This window comes from Proteiniborus sp. MB09-C3 (assembly GCF_030263895.1).
In the GTDB taxonomy this organism is placed as follows: Bacteria; Bacillota; Clostridia; order Tissierellales; family Proteiniboraceae; genus Proteiniborus.
Genome location: NZ_CP127161.1, coordinates 2,851,327 through 2,870,621, shown reverse-complemented (window position 1 = coordinate 2,870,621; position 19,295 = coordinate 2,851,327). Strand labels below are relative to the sequence as shown.

Below are 19,295 nucleotides of genomic sequence, written 5' to 3'. Positions count from 1 at the left end.
ATTTTTTTCAATACTTTGACATAACTATAATGGGATATTGTATTGTATATATACATAAATTATTTTATAATCAAATCATACAATGTTGGTACTGTGTTTTTACTATTCATTTTTAAGAGGAGGAAATAAAGTGAAGATATTTTTAAGAAACAGTCTATTATTATTTCTAGCAATAATAATAGTCCTTAGCTTTTCTTCTAAGTCTAATGCTGAGGAGTCTTTAATCATACCAGAATGGAAAATGGAATCCATATTACTGGAAAATGGGGATTTATCAATAATAGAGGACATAACATTTGAGTTTAATGATAAGTTTAATGGCGTATTTAGAGAAATAGTACTAGATAAAACATCTGGAGTTCAAGATATTAAAGTAGCAGAGGTTAGAGAAAGTGGTGAATATCAATATAAAAGAGTTAAGGATGCGAAAAAAGGAGACCATGAGGTTTTTGTTGTAAAAGAGAGTACTGATGTGAATAAGATACAAATATTCTCACCTTCAAGAAATGAAGAAAAAACTTTTAGGATAAGCTATACAATCAAAAATGTTGCAATTAGACACAATGATATTGGAGAGTTATATTATAAATTTTTAGGTAAAGAAAATAAGACTCCTATAAATGACTTTATTGTAGAAATAAAACTTCCTCAAAATGATGTGAATGATGAAGTCAAAATATTTGCACATGGCCCTTTAGATGGGAAGATAACAAGAAAGACTAATAATATTGTCTATATGCAGGTAAAGGATGTTCCTAAAAACACATATATTGAAGGAAGAGTTCTTTTTCCAAAAGACTTTATCCCTTATTCTAATAATCTTGTAGACAAAAATAATTATAGAAACATATTAGATGAAGAAGCTTCTTTTCAAAAGCGAATAGAAGAAAAGCTAGTCTTAGATGCAGCAATAACTAGATCCCTAGGATATATTTCTCTTATTATATCTATAGTAGAAATTCTTATTTTTATTTTGATGTTGAATATATTTAGGCGAGAAAGAGATATTTATGAAACCATTAGTAATAATGTAATACCTGAGGATTGTACTCCTGCTGTAGCAGGGTATATTACAACTGCATTTATTGATTCAAATGCTATAATGGCTACAATACTTGACTTGTTTAGAAAGGGCTATATAAAAATTGATGATGGCGAAGAATATACAGAGAAGAGAAAAAAACTTAAAGATTTTACAATTACAAAGGTTAAAGAATATGATAATGCACTGCTAAGCCATGAGCAATTTTTTATGAGCTGGCTATTAGATGAAATTGGAGATGGAACATCTGTAAACACTAAGGATATTGAAAAATATAGCAATAAATATAGTTCAGAATTTCAAATGAGTTATTATAAGTGGCAGAAGAAGATTAAAGAAGATGCTATTAATAAAGGATATTTTGAAAAAGGAAGAAATAAATACGGAACATTTTTAGTGATTTTTTCTTCAATAACATTGCTGATAAGTATTGTAACCTTGATTTTTGAGAATTTGTTTGGGTTAGCTTTGCTTGCTACCTCTATATCATTGTTGATATATGGAATAACTTTATTTTTTAGAAAATCAGATTATGGATATAGTCAGTACCAGAAGTGGCTGGGGTTTAAAAAATACATGAATAACTCCAAAAACTATACTAAAATAAATGAATCTAGCGAGTATCCATTAGACATATCTCTAATATATGCACTAGGATTAGGTGTAGATAAAAAGGTGATTAAAAAGTTAAAATTTGATACATCAAATAGCAATGAGAACTATCTATACAGTAATGGTTGGCTATACTGGTATTTTATATTTGCACAGGATAGAAATAATACCTTCAGAAAAAGCATAGATAATTCCTTCGGTGGCGTATCTTCATCAACTGGCAGTGGAGGTGGATTCTCTGGCGGCGGAGGCGGCGGTGCTGGAGGAGGGGGAGCAGGAGGCTTCTAGTACCTAAAACAAAAGATACAGGAGGAATAACATGACAATATCAAGCTTTCTTAAGCTAGTTGAAATTCAAACTAAAGTAGCTAGTGTAATTCCATTTTTTCTTGGAACAGTATATACACTTTATAGATTTGACAATTTCAACCTGAAAAACTTTATAATAATGTTCATTTCATTAATTTCTGTAGATATGGGAACTACAGCTATAAATAATTATATGGACTATAGAAAGGCTGTCAAGAAGCATGGGTATAATTATGAAACGCATAATGCAATAGTGAATTATAGCTTGAAAGAATCTGTTGTAGTTGCTACTATAATACTACTGTTTTTACTAGCCATAGTATTTGGTATTTTACTATACATAAATACTAACTTCATTGTTTTAGCGCTAGGAGCTGTATCGTTTGCTGCATCAGTTTTATATTCCTATGGGCCAATACCTATATCTCATATGCCCTTGGGAGAAATATTTTCAGGGCTATTTATGGGCTTCATAATAGTGTTCATTTCTGTGTTCATACACATATATGATAGTAATATTATTTTTTATTCATTTGCAAATGAAGTATTGAGCCTTGGTCTAAATATAAAAGAAATAATATATGTTTTTTTGTTATGTATTCCAGCTATAGTAGGAATTGCGAATATAATGCTGGCTAATAATACCTGCGATATAGATGACGATATAGTAAATAAAAGATACACATTGCCAATTTTTATAGGAAAGGAAAGAGCTCTAAAGTTATTTAGAGCATTATATTATATCGCATATTTAGATATTGTTTTGCTGATTATACTAGGGATTATTCCAACTATATCTGCTATTTCACTGCTTACTTTTATACCAATAAATAAAAACATCAAATTATTTATTGAAAAGCAAACTAAAAAAGATACATTTATTTTGGCAGTTAAAAACTTTGTGATTTTAAATATTGTACAAGTCCTTACTATTGGTATAGGGGCTGTGATTAAGATTATCTTTTAATTCATAAGGAAGGGATATAAAAAAACTGTGAAATTATTGAGGCCACTGAAAAATTCCTTTTCTGTCATTCTGAGCGTCAGCGAAGAATCTTTTATGTATTGAAAACATAAGATTCTTCGATTGCGTCTCAGAATGACAAACAAAAAAACAGACTTTTTAAGTGACCATGAAATTATCACAAGTTTTTTTATGTATTTGATGCCTCAATTAAAAGCTCCTGCTCGTAAATATCTTTAGTTTTATATATAAATAGGCTTAGGAAAAATCTACAAACTAAATCCACACCCATAACAATCCATATTGCTTTAATATCAAGTTTAAAATAATAAGTCATTAGCAGTGCGAAAGGAATTCTAATACCCCAAATTCCAACACCAGCAACTATCATAGGAACCTTAGTAAAGCCCGCACCCCTTAGAGCACCATTTAGCACGCCTGAGATATTTTGAGGAATCTGTACTAATCCCATTATAATAAGGTATATGGAGCCTAGTTTAATTACCTCATAATCGTCAGTTAATAGTCCCATAACTCCTCTTGGAAGGAAAATCAAAATACTTGCACAGAAAACGGTAATAAGCAAAGTGCCTATTACAAGTTCTCTTAAATAAACTTTGCCCAACTCTTTGTCTTTAGAACCAATTGCCTGACCAACGAATGCCGTTGCAGCAATACCAAATCCTGCTGCAGGAGTAAAGGAAATTGATTCGGCTTGAAGTCCCAATTGGTATGCAGCCAATGCAGTCTCTCCAAAGGATAATATAATCTTAGTCAATATAATAGCGGCTAATTGCCAGAAAATAGATTCTAAGGCACTAGGCATTCCAACCTTATATACTGAAAATATTTCTTTAAAGTCAAGCTCAAAGAAGCTCTTGTTATACATAGAACCTAGAACACCATTTTTATCAAAGAGAACATATAATCCTATTAAAGCTGATACTATTTGAGCAATTACAGTTGCGATAGCAGCACCTTTAATTCCTAGAGCAGGAAAGCCTAAATTACCGAAAATAAGTACAAAGCCACAAGCTATATTTACTATGTTCATTATAAATGCTATTTTCATAGGAACCTTAGCATTGCCCATTCCCTGCAATACTCCAGTGACTACAAGAGATATAGCCATGAAAGGAAGTCCCCATGATACAATTTTCAAAAATAAAGTTGCATTTGTCATAAGCTCTATAGAAGGATTAAAAATGCTTAAGAGTGATGAAGCCTTCCAGAAAATAATTTGCTGAAAAATCAATACCAGTATAACTGTAGATAATAGAGTCTGCTGCACAACACTTTTGAGCTTTTTAATATTATTTGCTCCATAGGCTTGAGCCACAAAAACAGATGCACCAGTAGTAACTCCCTTGAACAATGCCCATACAATCTGAGTTATTCTTTGACTTATTCCCAATGCTCCAATAGCTATGGCATCAATTCTTCCTATCATGGCCATAGAAACAAATCCAGTTAACATTTGAAGGATGTTTTCTATAGTAATTGGTAAAATCATTGATAAGATTTTTTTTCTGATTTCTTTTGAATCAAATTTTTTTACGCTTTCCTCCATTTTCTTCTACTCCTCTACAATTCAATTAAGCTACAAATAATTATACAATAAAATCATTGAACAATCTGTTACTTTTCTGTTATAACTTTTGGCTTTAAATCCATATATTTCTTTAGTTGCTTTTTTAATTCATTAAGGTAAAATAATACATATACCATAACTTAAATGAAAGAGGGTAGATAAACTTGAGTAATGGATTAAAACCTAGAAAAGAAATAGAGGTATCATTGACATGGGACTTATCCCACATCTTTAAAACAGAAGAAGAATATGAAAAAGCAATGAAAGAAATTATTGAAGAATCTAAGATTATAGAAAGTACATACAAAGGAAAATTAAATGCTTCAGAGACTATTTTAAAATGTGTTGAGGAGTTTGAAAAAGTATGCATAAAAGGAATACTGACTGGTGATTATGCTTATCTAGCATTATCAGTAGATCAAACGAATTCAGATAGTCAAACGAGATTAACAAAGAATGATATGATGCTTTCAGAGGTCTTTAGCAGGCTTACCTTTATAGAAAGCGAACTAAAGGAAACAGATGATAAGATACTAGATGAAGCTATTAACAAGACGGAAAAATATAAAATATTTTTGGAGGATATAAAAAGAAGTAAACCCCATACTCTACATCCAGAGGTTGAAAAAGCTCTTGCTAGTTTATCGCCAGTACTAGGATTTCCAGGCAGCCTATACGAGCAAACCAAATCGACAGATATGGATTTCGGTAAGTTTGAAGCAAGGGGTGAAGAACATCCTCTTAGTTTTGTATTGTTTGAAAATAACTACCAAGTTGAAAGAGATACAGAAATAAGGAGGGCAGCATTTGATGCCTTTTCCAAGAAAATTAAAGAATACCAAAATACAATAGCTTCTGCATATCAAGCACAGGTTCAAAAAGAAAAAATCATGTCTACAATGAGAAAGCATAATTCTGTATTTGATTATTTGCTATTTGATCAGAAGGTTGATAGGGAGCTTTATGACAGACAAATAGATGTGATAATGGAAACGCTAGCACCTCATATGAGAAAATATGCAGAACTAATTAAAAGAGTATATAAGCTAGATGAAGTAACTTTTGCTGATCTTAAGGTATCCATAGATCCTGATTATGATCCACATGTAACTATAGAAGAATCAAAGAAATATATTGAAGGTGCCTTATCTGTTATGGGAGAAGATTACCTTAATTTAGTGATGAAGGCTTATGATGAAAGATGGGTAGATTTTGCTCAAAATATAGGTAAATCTACTGGTGGCTTTTGTGCAACTCCGTACAGCGTACATCCATATATACTTCTTTCATGGAATGGTCTCATGAGTGAGGTATTTACATTAGTTCATGAATTAGGTCATGCTGGGCATTTTATGTTGTCACAACAGTATAATAATCTATTCAATGAATCTCCATCACTTTATTTTATAGAAGCACCTTCAACTATAAATGAAATGCTTTTATGCAATTATCTTGTTAAGCAACAGGATGATCCTAGATTTAAGAGATGGGTTTTGTCTTCTATGATTAGCAATACATATTATCATAACTTTGTAACACATCTATTAGAGGCTGCTTATCAGAGAGAGGTATATAAAATAATAGACGATGGTGGAAGCGTATATGCACAAAAGCTTAGTGAAATTAAGAAAGGTGTATTAGAAAAATTCTGGGGAGACTCTGTAATTATCAATGAAGGAGCAGAGCTAACTTGGATGAGGCAGCCTCACTACTATATGGGACTTTATCCATATACTTATAGTGCAGGTCTTACAGTTGCAACTGAAGTGAGCCAAAGAATATTATCTGAAGGAGAGAAAGCAGTAGGGGACTGGAAAAATGTATTGAAGTCAGGAGGAACAAAGACACCTGTAGAGCTTGCTAAAATGGCTGGAGTAGATATAACTACTGATAAGCCATTGTTAGATACTATAGAGTATATAGGAAGCCTAATAGATCAAATTATAGCCCTTACAGATGAAATTGAGAGGGGATAATATATCCATTGTCACCATAGCTATTAACTTACATAAATTAGTAGTGATTAGAGTTTTTTAATTACAGACTATTATTATGAAAGTTAGGAAGGTGAAAATGTGGATTTTAGATATTTGCCTGTTATGATCCAAACTCACAGATATTATATTCCTACTACAGATATTCTTTACCCAATGGTATACGGACTTAGAAATCCAGTTGCACAGGAAAAGATAAATTTTGAAATTTATAGACTAATGCTAAAGATTGCCTCTGAATTAAGGCAGCCTGATCGAATAACCTATATTACTGGTTCATATGAACTGAAGGCTAATCAAAGGGATTTTCTTAGTCTTACATTAGGTCAATTAGGAAACTTTGGAGGAGCACATCCTATGACAATCATCAAGGCATTAAACATGGATGTATCGACAGGAAGAGTTTATGAACTAAAGGACTTATTCAAGCCAGGTAGTAACTATGTTAAGAGAATATCTGAAATAGTTGATGGGCAGATTAAAGAAAGGGATATTCCATTACTAGAAGAGTTTAAAGGAATCTGGCCAGATCAAGACTTTTATATAGTGGACAACAATCTTATAATATTTTTTCAATTATACGAAATCTCACCATACGTTGCAGGTTTTCCATATTTCTCAATACCTATTTATAAGCTACAGGATATTATCGTAGAAGATGGGATACTTAGCAGGATGATGGGTATATAATAAAACTACCAAGTATAATAGATTTTCTAAATAATAAATACTTAAAAGGACATTTGAATGACAGATTGTTGCTTCAATGTCCTTTTTTATTTCCTTTGAAAGTTAATATTATATGCTTTTAATTAAGCAATTAAAGGATAAGAAATAATATATAAAATCCCATTATATTGTTCCAGAAATTAATTTGTGGTATCGTATATACAAAAGTATTTTAATTAATCTGTTTATATTGAGCTATTCATTTCAGCAGTGATTTCAATAAGGCTTTATTATTATATTGTGTACATTTTTAGATATTAATAAGGAGGTTTGAATATGTTAAATTATGACTTTATATTAAAGGAAACTAGCGGTACTGATATTTCAATAAAAGATTTTAAAGGTAAAAATGTAGTATTATATTTTTATCCAAAGGATAGTACTTCGGGCTGCACTACAGAAGCACTAGAATTTATGGATTTATATGATGAATTTGAAAAACTAGATACTGTTATAATCGGAATAAGCAGAGACAGTTTAAATTCTCATGTCAAATTTAGAGATAAGCATGCTTTACCATTCTTACTTCTTAGTGATGAAGATGAAAAAGTTCATAACCTTTTTAATGTAATGAAGCTTAAAAAGATGTACGGAAAGGAATATATGGGAGTAGAAAGATCTACTTTTGTATTTAATAAGGATGGAGAGCTAGTAAAAGAGTTTAGAAATGTGAAAGCAAAGGGACATGCAGAAAAAGTACTAGAATTCTTAAAGACTGGGGAGTAGAACACCCTCAATATCTAATAATAAGGGGTGGCTTTTCGCCACCCTTTAACTTGATTTTCAAGTTTTGTGTTTTTTTAGCTCTTAGCTTCATCAACAGGGTATAATTTACTGAAGTTCATAGTGATACTTTTTTCTGAATGAATAAATTCTTTACTTAATACAGTAGATTTTGATTAAACATTAAACCTAAACACAACCACATCTCCATCTTGCATTACATATTCTTTTCCTTCAAGCCTCACTAATCCTTTTTCTCTTGCTTGGGGATAACCTCCACATGTGACTAAATCATTAAAGTTCACAACCTCAGCTCTTATAAATCCTTTTTCCATATCAGAATGAATTTTACCTGCCGCTTGTGGTGCTTTAGTGCCTATTTTAATCGTCCAAGCTCTAACTTCCTTAGGACCAGCAGTTAAGAAGCTCATAAGGCCTAAAAGCTTGTAGCTAGCTTTTATTAGCTTATCCAATCCAGATTGCTCAAGACCTAAATCATTTAAAAAGCTTAGCCTTTCCTCATCTTCTAGTTCTGAGACTTCAGCCTCGATTTGTGCAGATATAGTTATTACTTCAGAGTTTTCCTTTTTAGCATATTCTATTACCTGTTTTACATAATCATTTTCAGGATTAGAAAGTAGGTCTTCCTCAGATATATTTGCAACGTATAGAATTGGTTTATATGATAATAGATTTAAGTCCTTAACAAAAGCTTTCTCCTCATCTGTAAAATCAATTGCTCTTACGGAGCTGCCAGCTTCTATTGTTTCCTTAATAGTATTTAGTACATCAAGCTCTTTCTGTAGAGATTTATCAGCCTTAACGAGTTTTTCTGTTTTTTGAATTCTCCTATTTATTATCTCTAAATCTGAAAGCATAAGCTCAATATTTATGATTTCAATGTCGCCAATAGGGTCTATTCTTCCTTCAACGTGAGTTATATTTTCGTCTTCAAAGCATCTTACCACATGAACTATGGCTTCTACTTCCCTAATATGTGATAAAAATTTATTTCCTAATCCCTCACCATTGCTAGCTCCCTTAACTAAACCAGCAATATCAAAGAATTCAATAGCAGTAGGTACTTCTTTTTCTGAATTAAAGATGTCCACTAGTACCTTTAGTCTCTCATCTGGTACTGCTACAACACCAACATTTGGTTCTATAGTACAAAACGGATAGTTAGCTGATTCTGCACCAGCAGCTGTTATAGCATTAAAAAGGGTACTCTTACCTACATTAGGTAATCCTACAATTCCTAATTTCATTATTATCTTCCTTTCGATACTTTATGATAAGTAATTTCATGCACTAAGGTAAATTATACAACAATATTTTTACCACTTCAATTTAAATTAAGCTTTTTATTAATAAAAAAAATATTTTTTGGAAAACTAAAACTTAGGAGGTGTGAATAGTGAACAAAATATTTCGCATGCTGTATAGTATTTCTGTCATATTATTGATTGTTTTTATTGTATCAGGCTGTCAGGCTCCTAGAAAACCTGGACCTAATGTGGGTACAGAAAATAATAGAACTGATGAAGGACAGAAAACTCAACAAGAAAGAAAAGCTACAGAAATAAATCAAGAAGTAATAAAAGGTGAGGAAGCGGCAGATTCATTAGTAGGACTAACAGGAATTGATGATGCAACTGTAATATTTTGGGGAGATAAGGCTGTAGTGGCAGTTATAGTATCAGGAGAAAAAGAAGGTATATTATCTGAAGAATTGCGAGAAAAAATAATAAATACAGTAAAGGGCTTTAATCCAAATATTACTGAAGTAGACATTGCGACAGATAAAAAGACATTCGACAAATTAGATGACATCCAACAATCCATGATTAGAGGAGAGCAGATTAAAAACCTTGGTAAAGACATTGAGGGTGTATTAAATAAGATTAAAAATACAAAGTAAATTTTAAAAATCCAGTCTTTTGATTGGATTTCTTCATATATTGAAAATTTTTCAAATAATATAGTAGCATAATCTATTTTAGGTTTGGAGAATGAGGATATATGAAGAAGCTAATATTTTTTGATAAAAACTCAATATACATATTCCTATTTGTATTTTTTAGTGTGCTGTATCTAGTTTTTGAAGAACCGAAGGAAAGTATTTTTCTTATTCTTTCTGTCTGTGTCCTTATAATAATTATAAAAGATAGGGAGAAAATATTAAAGGAAACTCCTTTTTATTATTTAATATTTGTTTTTGTATTATCTTATTTAATTTCGATTCTCTTTATAAGTACTAGAGGTTATTCCATGAATTTATCGACTACAGGAAGAAGTAAGGAAGTTGAAGGAAAAGCAGTACTATTGGTATACGAGGGAGAACCTGAAATGTATTCCTTTCAAAAGATTATAACAAATATTAATAAAAATGGAACAATAAAAAGTAAGATGCTTTCACCCTTTGTCTTATACGAATATAAAAGATACTATCAGAGGTTAGGCAAAAGTGATTATAGGAAGAATACAATGGAGATAGGATCGGAGCTTCAGACCTTTTTATCTGAGGGCTTTAAAGTATATCTATCTTATATGTATGATACCACATACGTAGAGGAGGCTTTAATTAATATTGCCAATGATGGATATAAGGATGTAATAATTGTTCCAGTGTTCCTGACAGATGGTCAAAACCTAAGTATTTTAAAATCTAGAATTGAAAAAATGAAATTATTTAAACTAAATATAGAGGTGAAATATATAGAACCCTTATGGAATAGTGAGGCTATGGTAACCTCATACGAAAGTATTATTGAACAGCATATAAACAAGGATAACATAGGCAGTACTGGTATCATATTAGTTGGTGAAGGTCAAATAGGGTATGAGAAAGACAAGAATCTAAAAGCAGCAAGAGAAGATTCAATGTTTAGAAATAGAATTAAATCCAAATTATTGAACTACCTTAGTATAGATGAAAACAAGATTAAAGCTGGCTGGTTTAAATATATAGAGCCTGATTATGTGGATTCTTTGAATGCTCTACTAGATTACAGTATAGGCGAAATTATAATAATTTACACTAAACCATCTGTTACCAATATTGAAAACACTATTATCTCAAGAAGTATTGCTTCAAAAGTTGATATTCCAGAGGGTGTAAAGGTGATAATTATAGATGGTTTTTTACATGATCTGCTGTTTATTAATGAACTAAAGAATAGAATTGAATTTACAAATCTTCAGAAATGGGAATAGATAAAGGAGAATATGCAAATGGAATATAACAGAAGAGAAGTGGGAAAGTGTATAGGTGTTAATAGAATAAGTACTGACAAATTCAAGTCAAGTTTTATTAGCTTCAGTTTTATAAGACCTTTATCCAATGAAGAAGCTTCATTAAATGCTCTAGTGCCTTCAGTTCTAAAAAGGGGCACTATGAATTACAAAACTTCTATGGATATACAGAAAAAGCTTGAAGAACTTTATGGTGCAAATTTAAATCTAGATGTAAATAAGAAGGGTGAAAAGCACATTATAAGATTTTCTATAGAAGGTCCAGATGCTGAACTTACAGGGGCAGGTGACTATAATACTAAGCTTTTCGATATACTTTTAGATATTATATATAACCCTTTACTAGAGGATGGAGTTTTTGTAGAGAAGTATATAACTCAGGAGAAAGAAAATCTAATAAAGAGAATTGAAGGACGAATTAATGACAAGAAACAGTATGCTTTTGATAGAGCTATAGAGGAAATGTGTAAGGGTGAGAAATTTAGTGTTTATAAATTTGGAGATATTGATAATGTAAAGAAGATAGATAATAAGAGTTTGTATGACCATTATAAAAATATGTTAGAAACTAGTCCTATAGAAATAACGATTGTTGGGAAATCATTAGACTTAGATATTGAAAAAATATTGAGCAGTAAAGTTAATTTAAATAGAAAAGATATTATTGATATTCCACGAGAAAGCCTATCAAACAAAAAATTAAGTGGGAAAAGTGTTATATTTGAAAAAATGGATGTTAGCCAAGGCAAATTAATACTAGGCTATAGAATAAATATACCCTATGACGATAAATTATTCGATGCTTTTATAGTGGCCAGTGAAATACTTGGAGGTGGGCCAAATTCTAAACTTTTTTTATATGTTAGAGAAAAAGAAAGTTTAGCCTATTATGTGTATTCTCAAGTGCTTAAATATAAGTCTATTATGTTGATATCCTCGGGTATTGAAAGTAAAAATTTCGAAAAAACAAAAGAAATAATTAAGAGTCAGGTAGAAGAAATGATTAAAGGTAATTTTACTGAAGAGGATATAAAAGATGCTAAAAACTCAATAACTACGTCAATAAAGGAATTACAGGATAATAATTATTCTATAGCTGAGTATTATTTAAGTAACGCTATCTCAAAGGAGGATAAATCCTTTGATGATTATGTAAAAAGTATTCAAAGTGTTACAAGAGAAGAGATTATTAAATCCTGCGAACTAAAGCTAGATACTATTTATTTCCTAACTAATGAAGATGAGGGGTGACATATATTGAAGATTAACTCTATAAAGAGCAAAAAACTCAATGAAGAGGTTCTTAATGTGGAGCTAAGCAATGGATTAAAGGTTTTTTATATGCCTAAGAAAAACTATGTCAAGAAATATGCCATATATTCAACTAATTATGGTTCAATTGATAATATATTTATTCCTATTGGAGATGAGAAAGAAATAGTAGTTCCAGAGGGTATAGCACATTTTCTAGAGCATAAGCTGTTTGAAGAGCCAGATATAAACATATTTGACGAATTTGCCAAATTAGGCTCATATGTAAATGCATTCACAAGCAATAATCAAACCGCATATCTTTTTTCATGTGTGGACGATTTTGAAAAGAATTTAGAATTGCTAGTTGGTTTTGTTCAAGAGCCTTATTTTACAGATGATAATGTGGAAAAAGAAAAGGGTATTATACAGCAAGAAATTATAATGTATAATGATTCACCTGATTGGAAGGTATATTCGAATTGTCTTACTGGAATGTATGCTAAGCATCCAGTAAGAATTGATATTGCAGGTACAGTTGAAAGTATAAAGAGCATAAATAAGGAGCTATTATATAAATGCTACAATACATTTTATAATCCAAGTAATATGCTTATATTTATGATAGGAGACATTGATTTTAAAAAAGCATTAGCTATAATTGAGAAAAAGCAAAGGAAAACAGAGAAGCTAGAGAAGGGAATATCTCGAATAAAGATTGAGGAGCCCGAGTCTATTAATGAAAAGCTTATTGAGGAAAATTCAAGTGTCTCTATACCTTTATTCAATATAGGATTTAAAGATTTAGATGTAGGCTATGATGGTCATAAGTTAGTGCACAAGGAAATTTGCACTAATATTTTACTCGAAGTGCTATATGGAAATAGTTCAGATTTTTTTTGGCGGCTTTATGAAGAAGGATTAATAAACGATAGCTTTGGATTTCAGTATTTAGGCTATAGAGATTATGGGTATGCAATTTTGGCAGGTGAATCAAATAATCCTAGAGAGGTCCATAAAAGAATACTACAAAATGCAGAGAGTGCAATGAAAAAAGGTATATCAGAAAGTGAATTTGATAGAATTAAGAGGAAATTAATTGGTTATTACATTGTGGAATTAAATTCTATTGAAAATATGGCAACAAGTTTTATAAATTATTCTTATAAAAACTACTCTTTACTTAATTATTTAGAAACATTAGAAAGCATAACTATTCAGAACTTAGAAGAAAGATGTAAAAACTTTCTTAATGAAAATAGTTGCTGCTTATCTATTGTCAATCCTAAGTAGTTTATTGACTTTATAATAAAATAAAAATATAATTAAAGCTACTAGAAGGAATGGTGGCTTTAATATATTACGAAAGGGGAGGGTTTAATGGATCCAATTGCATTTGAAATATTGGGAGTGCCAGTTAGATGGTATGGAATTATTATTTCTTTTGGATTATTAATGGCGACACTAGTTGCCATGAGAGAAGCTAAAAGAGTTGGCATAAAAGAAGAGGATATTTTAGATTTATTATTAGTTGCTGTACCTGCTGCTATTATAGGGGCTAGGATTTACTATGTTGTATTTAACTGGGATTACTATAAAGGCGATTTTATGAGAATCATTAATACTAGAGAAGGTGGCTTGGCAATACATGGTGCTCTAATAGCTTCAATAATTGTTGGCATAGTATTTTGCAAGGTAAAGAAAATTAAGTTTTGGAAGCTTGCAGATTTGACTGGACCAAGTATTATTCTAGGGCAGGCCATAGGAAGATGGGGAAATTATGCAAATGGTGAAGCTCATGGTGGACCTACTGATTTACCTTGGGGAATTATCGTAGGGGGGCAAAAAGTACACCCGACCTTTTTATATGAATCATTATGGGATTTTGGAGTTTTCCTGTTTTTATTATGGTATAGAAAAAGAAAAAAAGCAGATGGAGAAGTTTTTCTATTATATCTTGCACTTTATTCTGTAGGGAGATTTTTCATTGAAGGATTGAGAACAGACAGCCTAATGTATGGTACAATTAGAGTTGCACAATTGATTAGCGTAATAACTATAGTTATTAGTATTGTAATCATTGTAATCCTTAGAAAAAGAAGTTTGTCAAATAATGATGAAATATGTGAATAAATAGCCACTTTTTTGTATTAAAATAAACTAGAAAACATATCAAATTGAAGAAAAAGAGAGAGAACTGATGTCAAAAATAGATAATATAGGTAGATTAGTCTAGAATGGAATTGACAATATCAAGAAAATTGTAATAAAATGACCTCACCAACTATAAAAGGGTGACGGAGAAATGAAGATTATTGACGAAATTACAAATATGAGGGACAAGCTTAATAAATCAATCATGGAAGACAGAGACTATGAACAAATATATAGATTGAGTACACAGTTAGACGATCTTATTGTTTTATTCTATCAAACAGAAACCAATGAACGAAAAAAGATTAAGGTTTCTTAATTTTTTATTTTAAATAACTAAAAATCAATATTTTTACTTTTCAGCTATCAATATGGTAGCTGATTTTATTTTTTTGTTGAAAAATGCTGTTTTTTGGTGCCAAAGACCTATAAAAAAAATAATAAATTTCTATAAATCTAGCAGGATTTTATGAAGCAATATAGAAATACTATTATAAAGTGGTGCAAAGTGGTACAAAGTGGGGGAGACTCCCTAAATGAGGTGTAGTATATGTTCATTGGTGAATATCAACATTCATTAGATAGTAAGGGACGCTTGATAGTTCCTTCAAAATTTAGAGATGACCTTGGTGATATCTTTATTATTACTAAGGGACTGGATAATTGCCTTTTTGTTTATCCTAAAAGTGAATGGAAGATATTAGAGGAAAAATTAAAGCTTTTACCACTTACTCGTAAGGATGCAAGAGCCTTTGTGAGGTTTTTCTTTTCTGGGGCGACTGAATGTGAATTAGATAAGCAAGGGAGAATTCTCATTCCTGGAAACCTAAGAGAGCATTGTAAAATAGATAAGGAAGCAGTAATAATAGGAGTTTCTAATCGAGTTGAGATATGGAGTAAGGAAGAATGGGATTTATATAATGATGATGAAAACCTTAGTTATGAATCAATAGCTGAAAAAATGGCTGAGCTTGGTATCTAAGTCATATATGTAACCTAAATAGCAAATAATAGACTTAAAAAATATGAGGTGATGATATGGACTTTGAGCACATATCGGTATTATTACAGGAATCGATAGAAGGACTTAATATCAAGAAGGATGGAATATATGTTGATGGCACTCTTGGGGGTGCAGGTCATTCGAAGGAAATAGTGAAGAGACTAGAAACTGGGAGACTGATTGGCATAGACCAAGATATTAATGCTATAGAGAAGGCTACCGAGGTTCTTAAAGATTATAAGGATAAAGTAACAATAGTACACAGCAATTTTAAAAACTTGGATGTCATAGTCAGAGAGCAGAATATATCAGGAATAGATGGGGTACTTTTGGATTTAGGAGTTTCATCTCACCAATTAGACGAAGGGGAGAGAGGTTTCTCATATAACAAGGATTCATTTCTTGATATGCGAATGGACACATCTCAGGATTTAAGCGGATGGGATGTTGTAAATAAATATTCGAAAAAAGAGCTGGAAAGAATCATAAAAGAGTATGGTGAAGAAAGGTGGGCGGCTAGGATAGCTGAATTTATTGAGACAGAAAGAAAAAACAAGGCTATAGATACTACTGGCGAGCTAGTAGACATTATAAAGAAGGCTATTCCCAGTGGAGCTAGAAAAGATGGGCCACATCCTGCTAAAAGAACATTCCAAGCCGTACGTATAGAAGTAAATAAAGAGCTTGAGATACTTAAGGATTCAATTATTAATGCTGTGAAGGTACTAAATACTGGGGGAAGAATCTGCATAATTACATTTCATTCTCTAGAAGACAGGATTGTGAAAGAGACATTTAAGGAGTTAAGCCTTGAATGTATTTGTCCTCCAGGAATGCCTATATGCACATGTAACAAGAAAAAAGAGCTAAATATTATTACTAGAAAACCTACTTTGCCATCAGAAAATGAAATTGAAATTAATCCAAGGTCAAGAAGTGCAAAGCTAAGGATTGGAGAAAAAGTTTAATGTTCTAAACGTTAAAAGGAGTGAATAAACTTGTTAGTAGCAAAAAGAGAAGTATATTCATATGTCGAGGACAATAATGTAGTAGCAGATGAGAAAGTTAAACAGATTAAAAAAAGCAACTCTTCATTTAAAGTCAAAATCTTTGGTTTAGCATTACTAGCCCTAGTTATTTGCTTAGGAGTTTTATTTAGATATGCTCAAATAACTCAGATAAAAATGGAGGTTTCAAAGCTGGATAAGGAAATAATAGAGCTAAAAAAGCATAAGGTAGATATTTCCTTGGAGTTAGAAAGAATTAAGGAATCTGGATGGATTGAAAAAGAAGCTGAGAGCAGATTAGGAATGGTGTATCCCACAGATGAACAAACAGTGTACATAGCTGTTAATGATAATGCTATATACAGTATAGCTAGCAATAGTGCGGAAGAAGTCAACGAAAAAGAAGGATTAGATTTTTTGAAATTGTTTAGTAATTTAGTTGGTAAAATATCTAATAAGTTTTAGGAGGTCAGGTTTGTGTCGCTACCCACTTTATCAACGAAAAGAAGGCTGATTGTTACCTTACTGCTTGTATCTGCATTAGTCTTCGCTTTGATTGTAAGATTGGGAATCATACAGATTGTTCAAGGTGAAGGACTTAAAAAACAAGCATTGGAACAATGGACTAGGGGAATTCCAGTAAAAGCTGAAAGAGGATTTATACTTGATAGAAATGGTAAGAAACTTGCAATAAGCATTAGCAGAGATACTGTGTGGTGTAGACCTATTGATATTAAGGATCCTGAGAAAGATGCTAAAAAAGTTGCTGAAATATTACAGCTTAATGAAGAAGAAGTATATAAAAAGATTACCAGTAAGCAGAGCTTAGTAAAGATAAAGCAGTGGATAGAGAAGGAAGAAAGTGAAGCTTTAAGAAAAGCTAATATAAAAGGTATAGAAATAGCTGAAGATAATAAGCGATATTATCCTTTTGGAAGCTTTGCAGCACATATAATAGGTCATAATAATGTAGACCAAGTAGGTCAGTATGGAATTGAGGCAGCATTTAACAAGTTTTTAACTGGAACAGCAGGAAAGTGGGTTAAAACTACAGATGCCGCAGGAAGACAGCTTCCCTATGATAATGAGAAACTCTACGAAGCGAAAAATGGTTTGAATGTTGTTTTAGCTATGGATGAGACTATACAACATTTTGCTGAAAAGGCAGCATTAGAGGTATTAGTTAAAAACAAAGCAAAAAATGTTTCGATCATAGTAATGGAGCCTAAGACAGGAGATTTATTGGCTATGGCTAACAAGCCGGACTATGATCCAAATAAACCCACAATACCTGTTAACGAAGATGAAGCTAAGTCTTGGGAGGGTTTATCACAGGAGGAAATTCAGAAAAAATGGTATGATATGTGGAGAAACTTTGCTGTTAACGACGTATATGAACCTGGGTCAACTTTTAAAATAATAACAGCTGCAGCAGGTCTCGAGGAAAATGTTGTAACTCCAAGTAGTCAATTTTATTGTAGTGGATATGTTAGACAAATAAAAAGCGGAAAACCTATTAAATGCTGGAGATATTATAATCCTCATGGTAGCCAAACATTTGTAGAAGGTGTACAAAATTCATGTAACGTAGTCTTTGTAGAGGTTGGTCTTAGATTAGGTGCAGAAAAAATGTACGAATACTTAAGAGCCTTTGGATTTGGCGAATTAACAGGAGTGCCATTCTCTGGGGAATCGCCAGGAATAATACCTAGCGGTCCTAAGGCAATAAAGGATGTAAATTTGGCTACTATCTCTTTTGGGCAGGGAGTTGCAGTTACTCCTATCCAGCTTGCTACAGCTATATCTGCTGTAGCAAATGGAGGAAATCTAATGATTCCTAGAGTAGTAAAGGAACTAGTAGATGAAGAGGGGAATGTTATACATAAATATGAGCCAGAAATTAAAAGAAAGGTTATTTCTGAAGAAACTTCAAAAACACTTATGAAAATATTGGAAAGCGTAGTTTCAGATGGAACAGGAAAAAGTGCTTATGTACCAGGATATCGAATAGCAGGGAAAACTGGAACTGCACAAAAAGTTGTTGATGGGCGTTATGCAGACGGTAAATATGTAGCTTCCTTTGCAGCAATAGCTCCTGCAAATGATCCTAGAATAGTTGTAATTGTAATTGTAGATGAGCCTAGCAATGGAGGATACTATGGTGGACAAATTGCTGCACCAGTTGCAGGTGAAGTAGTTAAGGATGTTTTGAATTATCTTGATGTAGAACCTCAATTTAATAAAGAAGAACAAGAGAGCAATGAAAAGGAAAATGTAACAGTTCCAGAAGTAAGAAATAAAAACATAAAAGATGCTAGTAAAATAGTTTTGTCACTAGGATTGAAGTACAATACTGATGCTTATTTTATAGAAGAAGGCTCCGTTGTTTTAGATCAGTTTCCTTCGCCAGGAACAGTTGTTAAGAGAGGATCTAGCATCGATTTATATATAGAATCAAAAAGACAGGACACTGAAAAAATAATAGTGCCAGATTTGACAGGAACTACTCGTGAACAAGCAATTGAGGTTTTAAACCAATTAAATCTTAGATTTGAATTCTCTGGGTCAGGAGTAGTTGTTGGGCAGATGCCGAAAGCAGGAACAGAAGTGGATTTAAATTCTCTAGTAAATGTAAGATTTGACAACGTTAATTAAAATTGA

The 19,295-nt window shown here is 31.8% G+C and carries 17 protein-coding genes; 15 read left to right on the top strand and 2 right to left on the bottom strand.

All coding sequences use genetic code 11. From position 1 onward, the window contains the following. Nucleotides 1-130: 130 nt before the first annotated feature. Together QO263_RS14035 and QO263_RS14030 are read left to right on the top strand one after the other, a co-directional pair. Entirely contained in the window at nucleotides 131-1,942 is a 1,812-nt protein-coding gene (locus QO263_RS14035; RefSeq protein ID WP_285622719.1) for a DUF2207 domain-containing protein, read from the top strand. A gap of 31 nt (nucleotides 1,943-1,973) precedes the next feature. Next, nucleotides 1,974-2,930, top strand: coding sequence for a 1,4-dihydroxy-2-naphthoate polyprenyltransferase (locus QO263_RS14030; RefSeq protein WP_285622716.1), 957 nt, complete (start codon nucleotides 1,974-1,976; stop codon nucleotides 2,928-2,930). A gap of 187 nt (nucleotides 2,931-3,117) precedes the next feature. Here the strand turns inward: QO263_RS14030 and QO263_RS14025 are convergent, their stop codons facing one another. Further along, complete coding sequence (locus QO263_RS14025; RefSeq protein WP_285622714.1) at nucleotides 3,118-4,497, bottom strand: MATE family efflux transporter; 1,380 nt, start codon at nucleotides 4,495-4,497, stop codon at nucleotides 3,118-3,120. 185 nt (nucleotides 4,498-4,682) lie between these two features. Between QO263_RS14025 and pepF the strand changes: the two genes are divergently transcribed. The 3 genes from pepF (at nucleotide 4,683) to QO263_RS14010 (ending at nucleotide 7,967) form a co-directional block, all read left to right on the top strand. Continuing rightward, nucleotides 4,683-6,494 (top strand): oligoendopeptidase F, encoded by a 1,812-nt coding sequence (gene pepF / locus QO263_RS14020; RefSeq protein WP_285622711.1) that lies wholly within the window; start codon nucleotides 4,683-4,685, stop codon nucleotides 6,492-6,494. A gap of 99 nt (nucleotides 6,495-6,593) precedes the next feature. After that, nucleotides 6,594-7,202, top strand: a complete 609-nt coding sequence (locus QO263_RS14015; RefSeq protein ID WP_285622708.1) for a DUF3298 and DUF4163 domain-containing protein — start codon at nucleotides 6,594-6,596, stop codon at nucleotides 7,200-7,202. 315 nt (nucleotides 7,203-7,517) lie between these two features. Continuing rightward, entirely contained in the window at nucleotides 7,518-7,967 is a 450-nt protein-coding gene (locus QO263_RS14010; protein ID WP_285622705.1) for a peroxiredoxin, read from the top strand. Nucleotides 7,968-8,140: 173 nt separating this feature from the next. Here the strand turns inward: QO263_RS14010 and ychF are convergent, their stop codons facing one another. After that, on the bottom strand, nucleotides 8,141-9,232 hold the full coding sequence (ychF, locus tag QO263_RS14005) for a redox-regulated ATPase YchF (RefSeq protein WP_285622701.1): 1,092 nt from the start codon (nucleotides 9,230-9,232) through the stop codon (nucleotides 8,141-8,143). A 149-nt stretch (nucleotides 9,233-9,381) separates the two neighbouring features. Between ychF and QO263_RS14000 the strand changes: the two genes are divergently transcribed. The 10 genes from QO263_RS14000 to QO263_RS13955 all read left to right on the top strand — a co-directional run bounded on the left by QO263_RS14000 (nucleotide 9,382) and on the right by QO263_RS13955 (nucleotide 19,289). Then, the gene (locus QO263_RS14000) at nucleotides 9,382-9,885 is read left to right on the top strand and encodes a YhcN/YlaJ family sporulation lipoprotein (protein WP_285622698.1); all 504 of its coding nucleotides are present in this window, start codon (nucleotides 9,382-9,384) and stop codon (nucleotides 9,883-9,885) included. Between the two features lie 101 nt (nucleotides 9,886-9,986). Beyond that, nucleotides 9,987-11,180 carry a ferrochelatase gene (locus QO263_RS13995; RefSeq protein WP_285622695.1) on the top strand — a complete coding sequence of 398 codons (1,194 nt, stop codon included), beginning with the start codon at nucleotides 9,987-9,989 and terminating at the stop codon, nucleotides 11,178-11,180. An 18-nt stretch (nucleotides 11,181-11,198) separates the two neighbouring features. Further along, on the top strand, nucleotides 11,199-12,470 hold the full coding sequence (yfmF, locus tag QO263_RS13990) for an EF-P 5-aminopentanol modification-associated protein YfmF (RefSeq protein ID WP_285622693.1): 1,272 nt from the start codon (nucleotides 11,199-11,201) through the stop codon (nucleotides 12,468-12,470). A gap of 6 nt (nucleotides 12,471-12,476) precedes the next feature. Beyond that, entirely contained in the window at nucleotides 12,477-13,763 is a 1,287-nt protein-coding gene (gene yfmH, locus QO263_RS13985) for an EF-P 5-aminopentanol modification-associated protein YfmH (RefSeq protein WP_285622691.1), read from the top strand. Between the two features lie 87 nt (nucleotides 13,764-13,850). Next, a complete protein-coding gene (lgt, locus tag QO263_RS13980; protein WP_285622688.1) occupies nucleotides 13,851-14,603 on the top strand; it encodes a prolipoprotein diacylglyceryl transferase in 753 nt (250 codons plus the stop codon). Nucleotides 14,604-14,775: 172 nt separating this feature from the next. Beyond that, nucleotides 14,776-14,943 carry a Spo0E family sporulation regulatory protein-aspartic acid phosphatase gene (locus QO263_RS13975; protein WP_285622685.1) on the top strand — a complete coding sequence of 56 codons (168 nt, stop codon included), beginning with the start codon at nucleotides 14,776-14,778 and terminating at the stop codon, nucleotides 14,941-14,943. Nucleotides 14,944-15,174: 231 nt separating this feature from the next. Then, the gene (gene mraZ, locus QO263_RS13970; RefSeq protein ID WP_285622682.1) at nucleotides 15,175-15,606 is read left to right on the top strand and encodes a division/cell wall cluster transcriptional repressor MraZ; all 432 of its coding nucleotides are present in this window, start codon (nucleotides 15,175-15,177) and stop codon (nucleotides 15,604-15,606) included. A gap of 56 nt (nucleotides 15,607-15,662) precedes the next feature. Continuing rightward, nucleotides 15,663-16,595, top strand: a complete 933-nt coding sequence (gene rsmH / locus QO263_RS13965) for a 16S rRNA (cytosine(1402)-N(4))-methyltransferase RsmH (protein ID WP_285622679.1) — start codon at nucleotides 15,663-15,665, stop codon at nucleotides 16,593-16,595. Nucleotides 16,596-16,625: 30 nt separating this feature from the next. Next, nucleotides 16,626-17,099, top strand: coding sequence for an FtsB/FtsL family cell division protein (locus tag QO263_RS13960; RefSeq protein ID WP_285622673.1), 474 nt, complete (start codon nucleotides 16,626-16,628; stop codon nucleotides 17,097-17,099). A gap of 12 nt (nucleotides 17,100-17,111) precedes the next feature. Continuing rightward, nucleotides 17,112-19,289, top strand: a complete 2,178-nt coding sequence (locus QO263_RS13955; protein ID WP_285622671.1) for a stage V sporulation protein D — start codon at nucleotides 17,112-17,114, stop codon at nucleotides 19,287-19,289. Nucleotides 19,290-19,295: the final 6 nt, after the last annotated feature.

Excerpts from the sequence above, each read along its gene's own strand:
- QO263_RS13995 (WP_285622695.1), top strand. The coding sequence starts at position 9,987 with ATGAAGAAGCTAATATTTTTTGATAAAAACTCAATATACATATTCCTA.
- lgt (WP_285622688.1), top strand. The coding sequence starts at position 13,851 with ATGGATCCAATTGCATTTGAAATATTGGGAGTGCCAGTTAGATGGTAT.
- rsmH (WP_285622679.1), top strand. The coding sequence starts at position 15,663 with ATGGACTTTGAGCACATATCGGTATTATTACAGGAATCGATAGAAGGA.
- QO263_RS14030 (WP_285622716.1), top strand. The coding sequence starts at position 1,974 with ATGACAATATCAAGCTTTCTTAAGCTAGTTGAAATTCAAACTAAAGTA.
- ychF (WP_285622701.1), bottom strand. The coding sequence starts at position 9,232 with ATGAAATTAGGAATTGTAGGATTACCTAATGTAGGTAAGAGTACCCTT.
- QO263_RS13975 (WP_285622685.1), top strand. The coding sequence starts at position 14,776 with ATGAAGATTATTGACGAAATTACAAATATGAGGGACAAGCTTAATAAA.
- mraZ (WP_285622682.1), top strand. The coding sequence starts at position 15,175 with ATGTTCATTGGTGAATATCAACATTCATTAGATAGTAAGGGACGCTTG.
- QO263_RS14010 (WP_285622705.1), top strand. The coding sequence starts at position 7,518 with ATGTTAAATTATGACTTTATATTAAAGGAAACTAGCGGTACTGATATT.
- QO263_RS14025 (WP_285622714.1), bottom strand. The coding sequence starts at position 4,497 with ATGGAGGAAAGCGTAAAAAAATTTGATTCAAAAGAAATCAGAAAAAAA.
- yfmF (WP_285622693.1), top strand. The coding sequence starts at position 11,199 with ATGGAATATAACAGAAGAGAAGTGGGAAAGTGTATAGGTGTTAATAGA.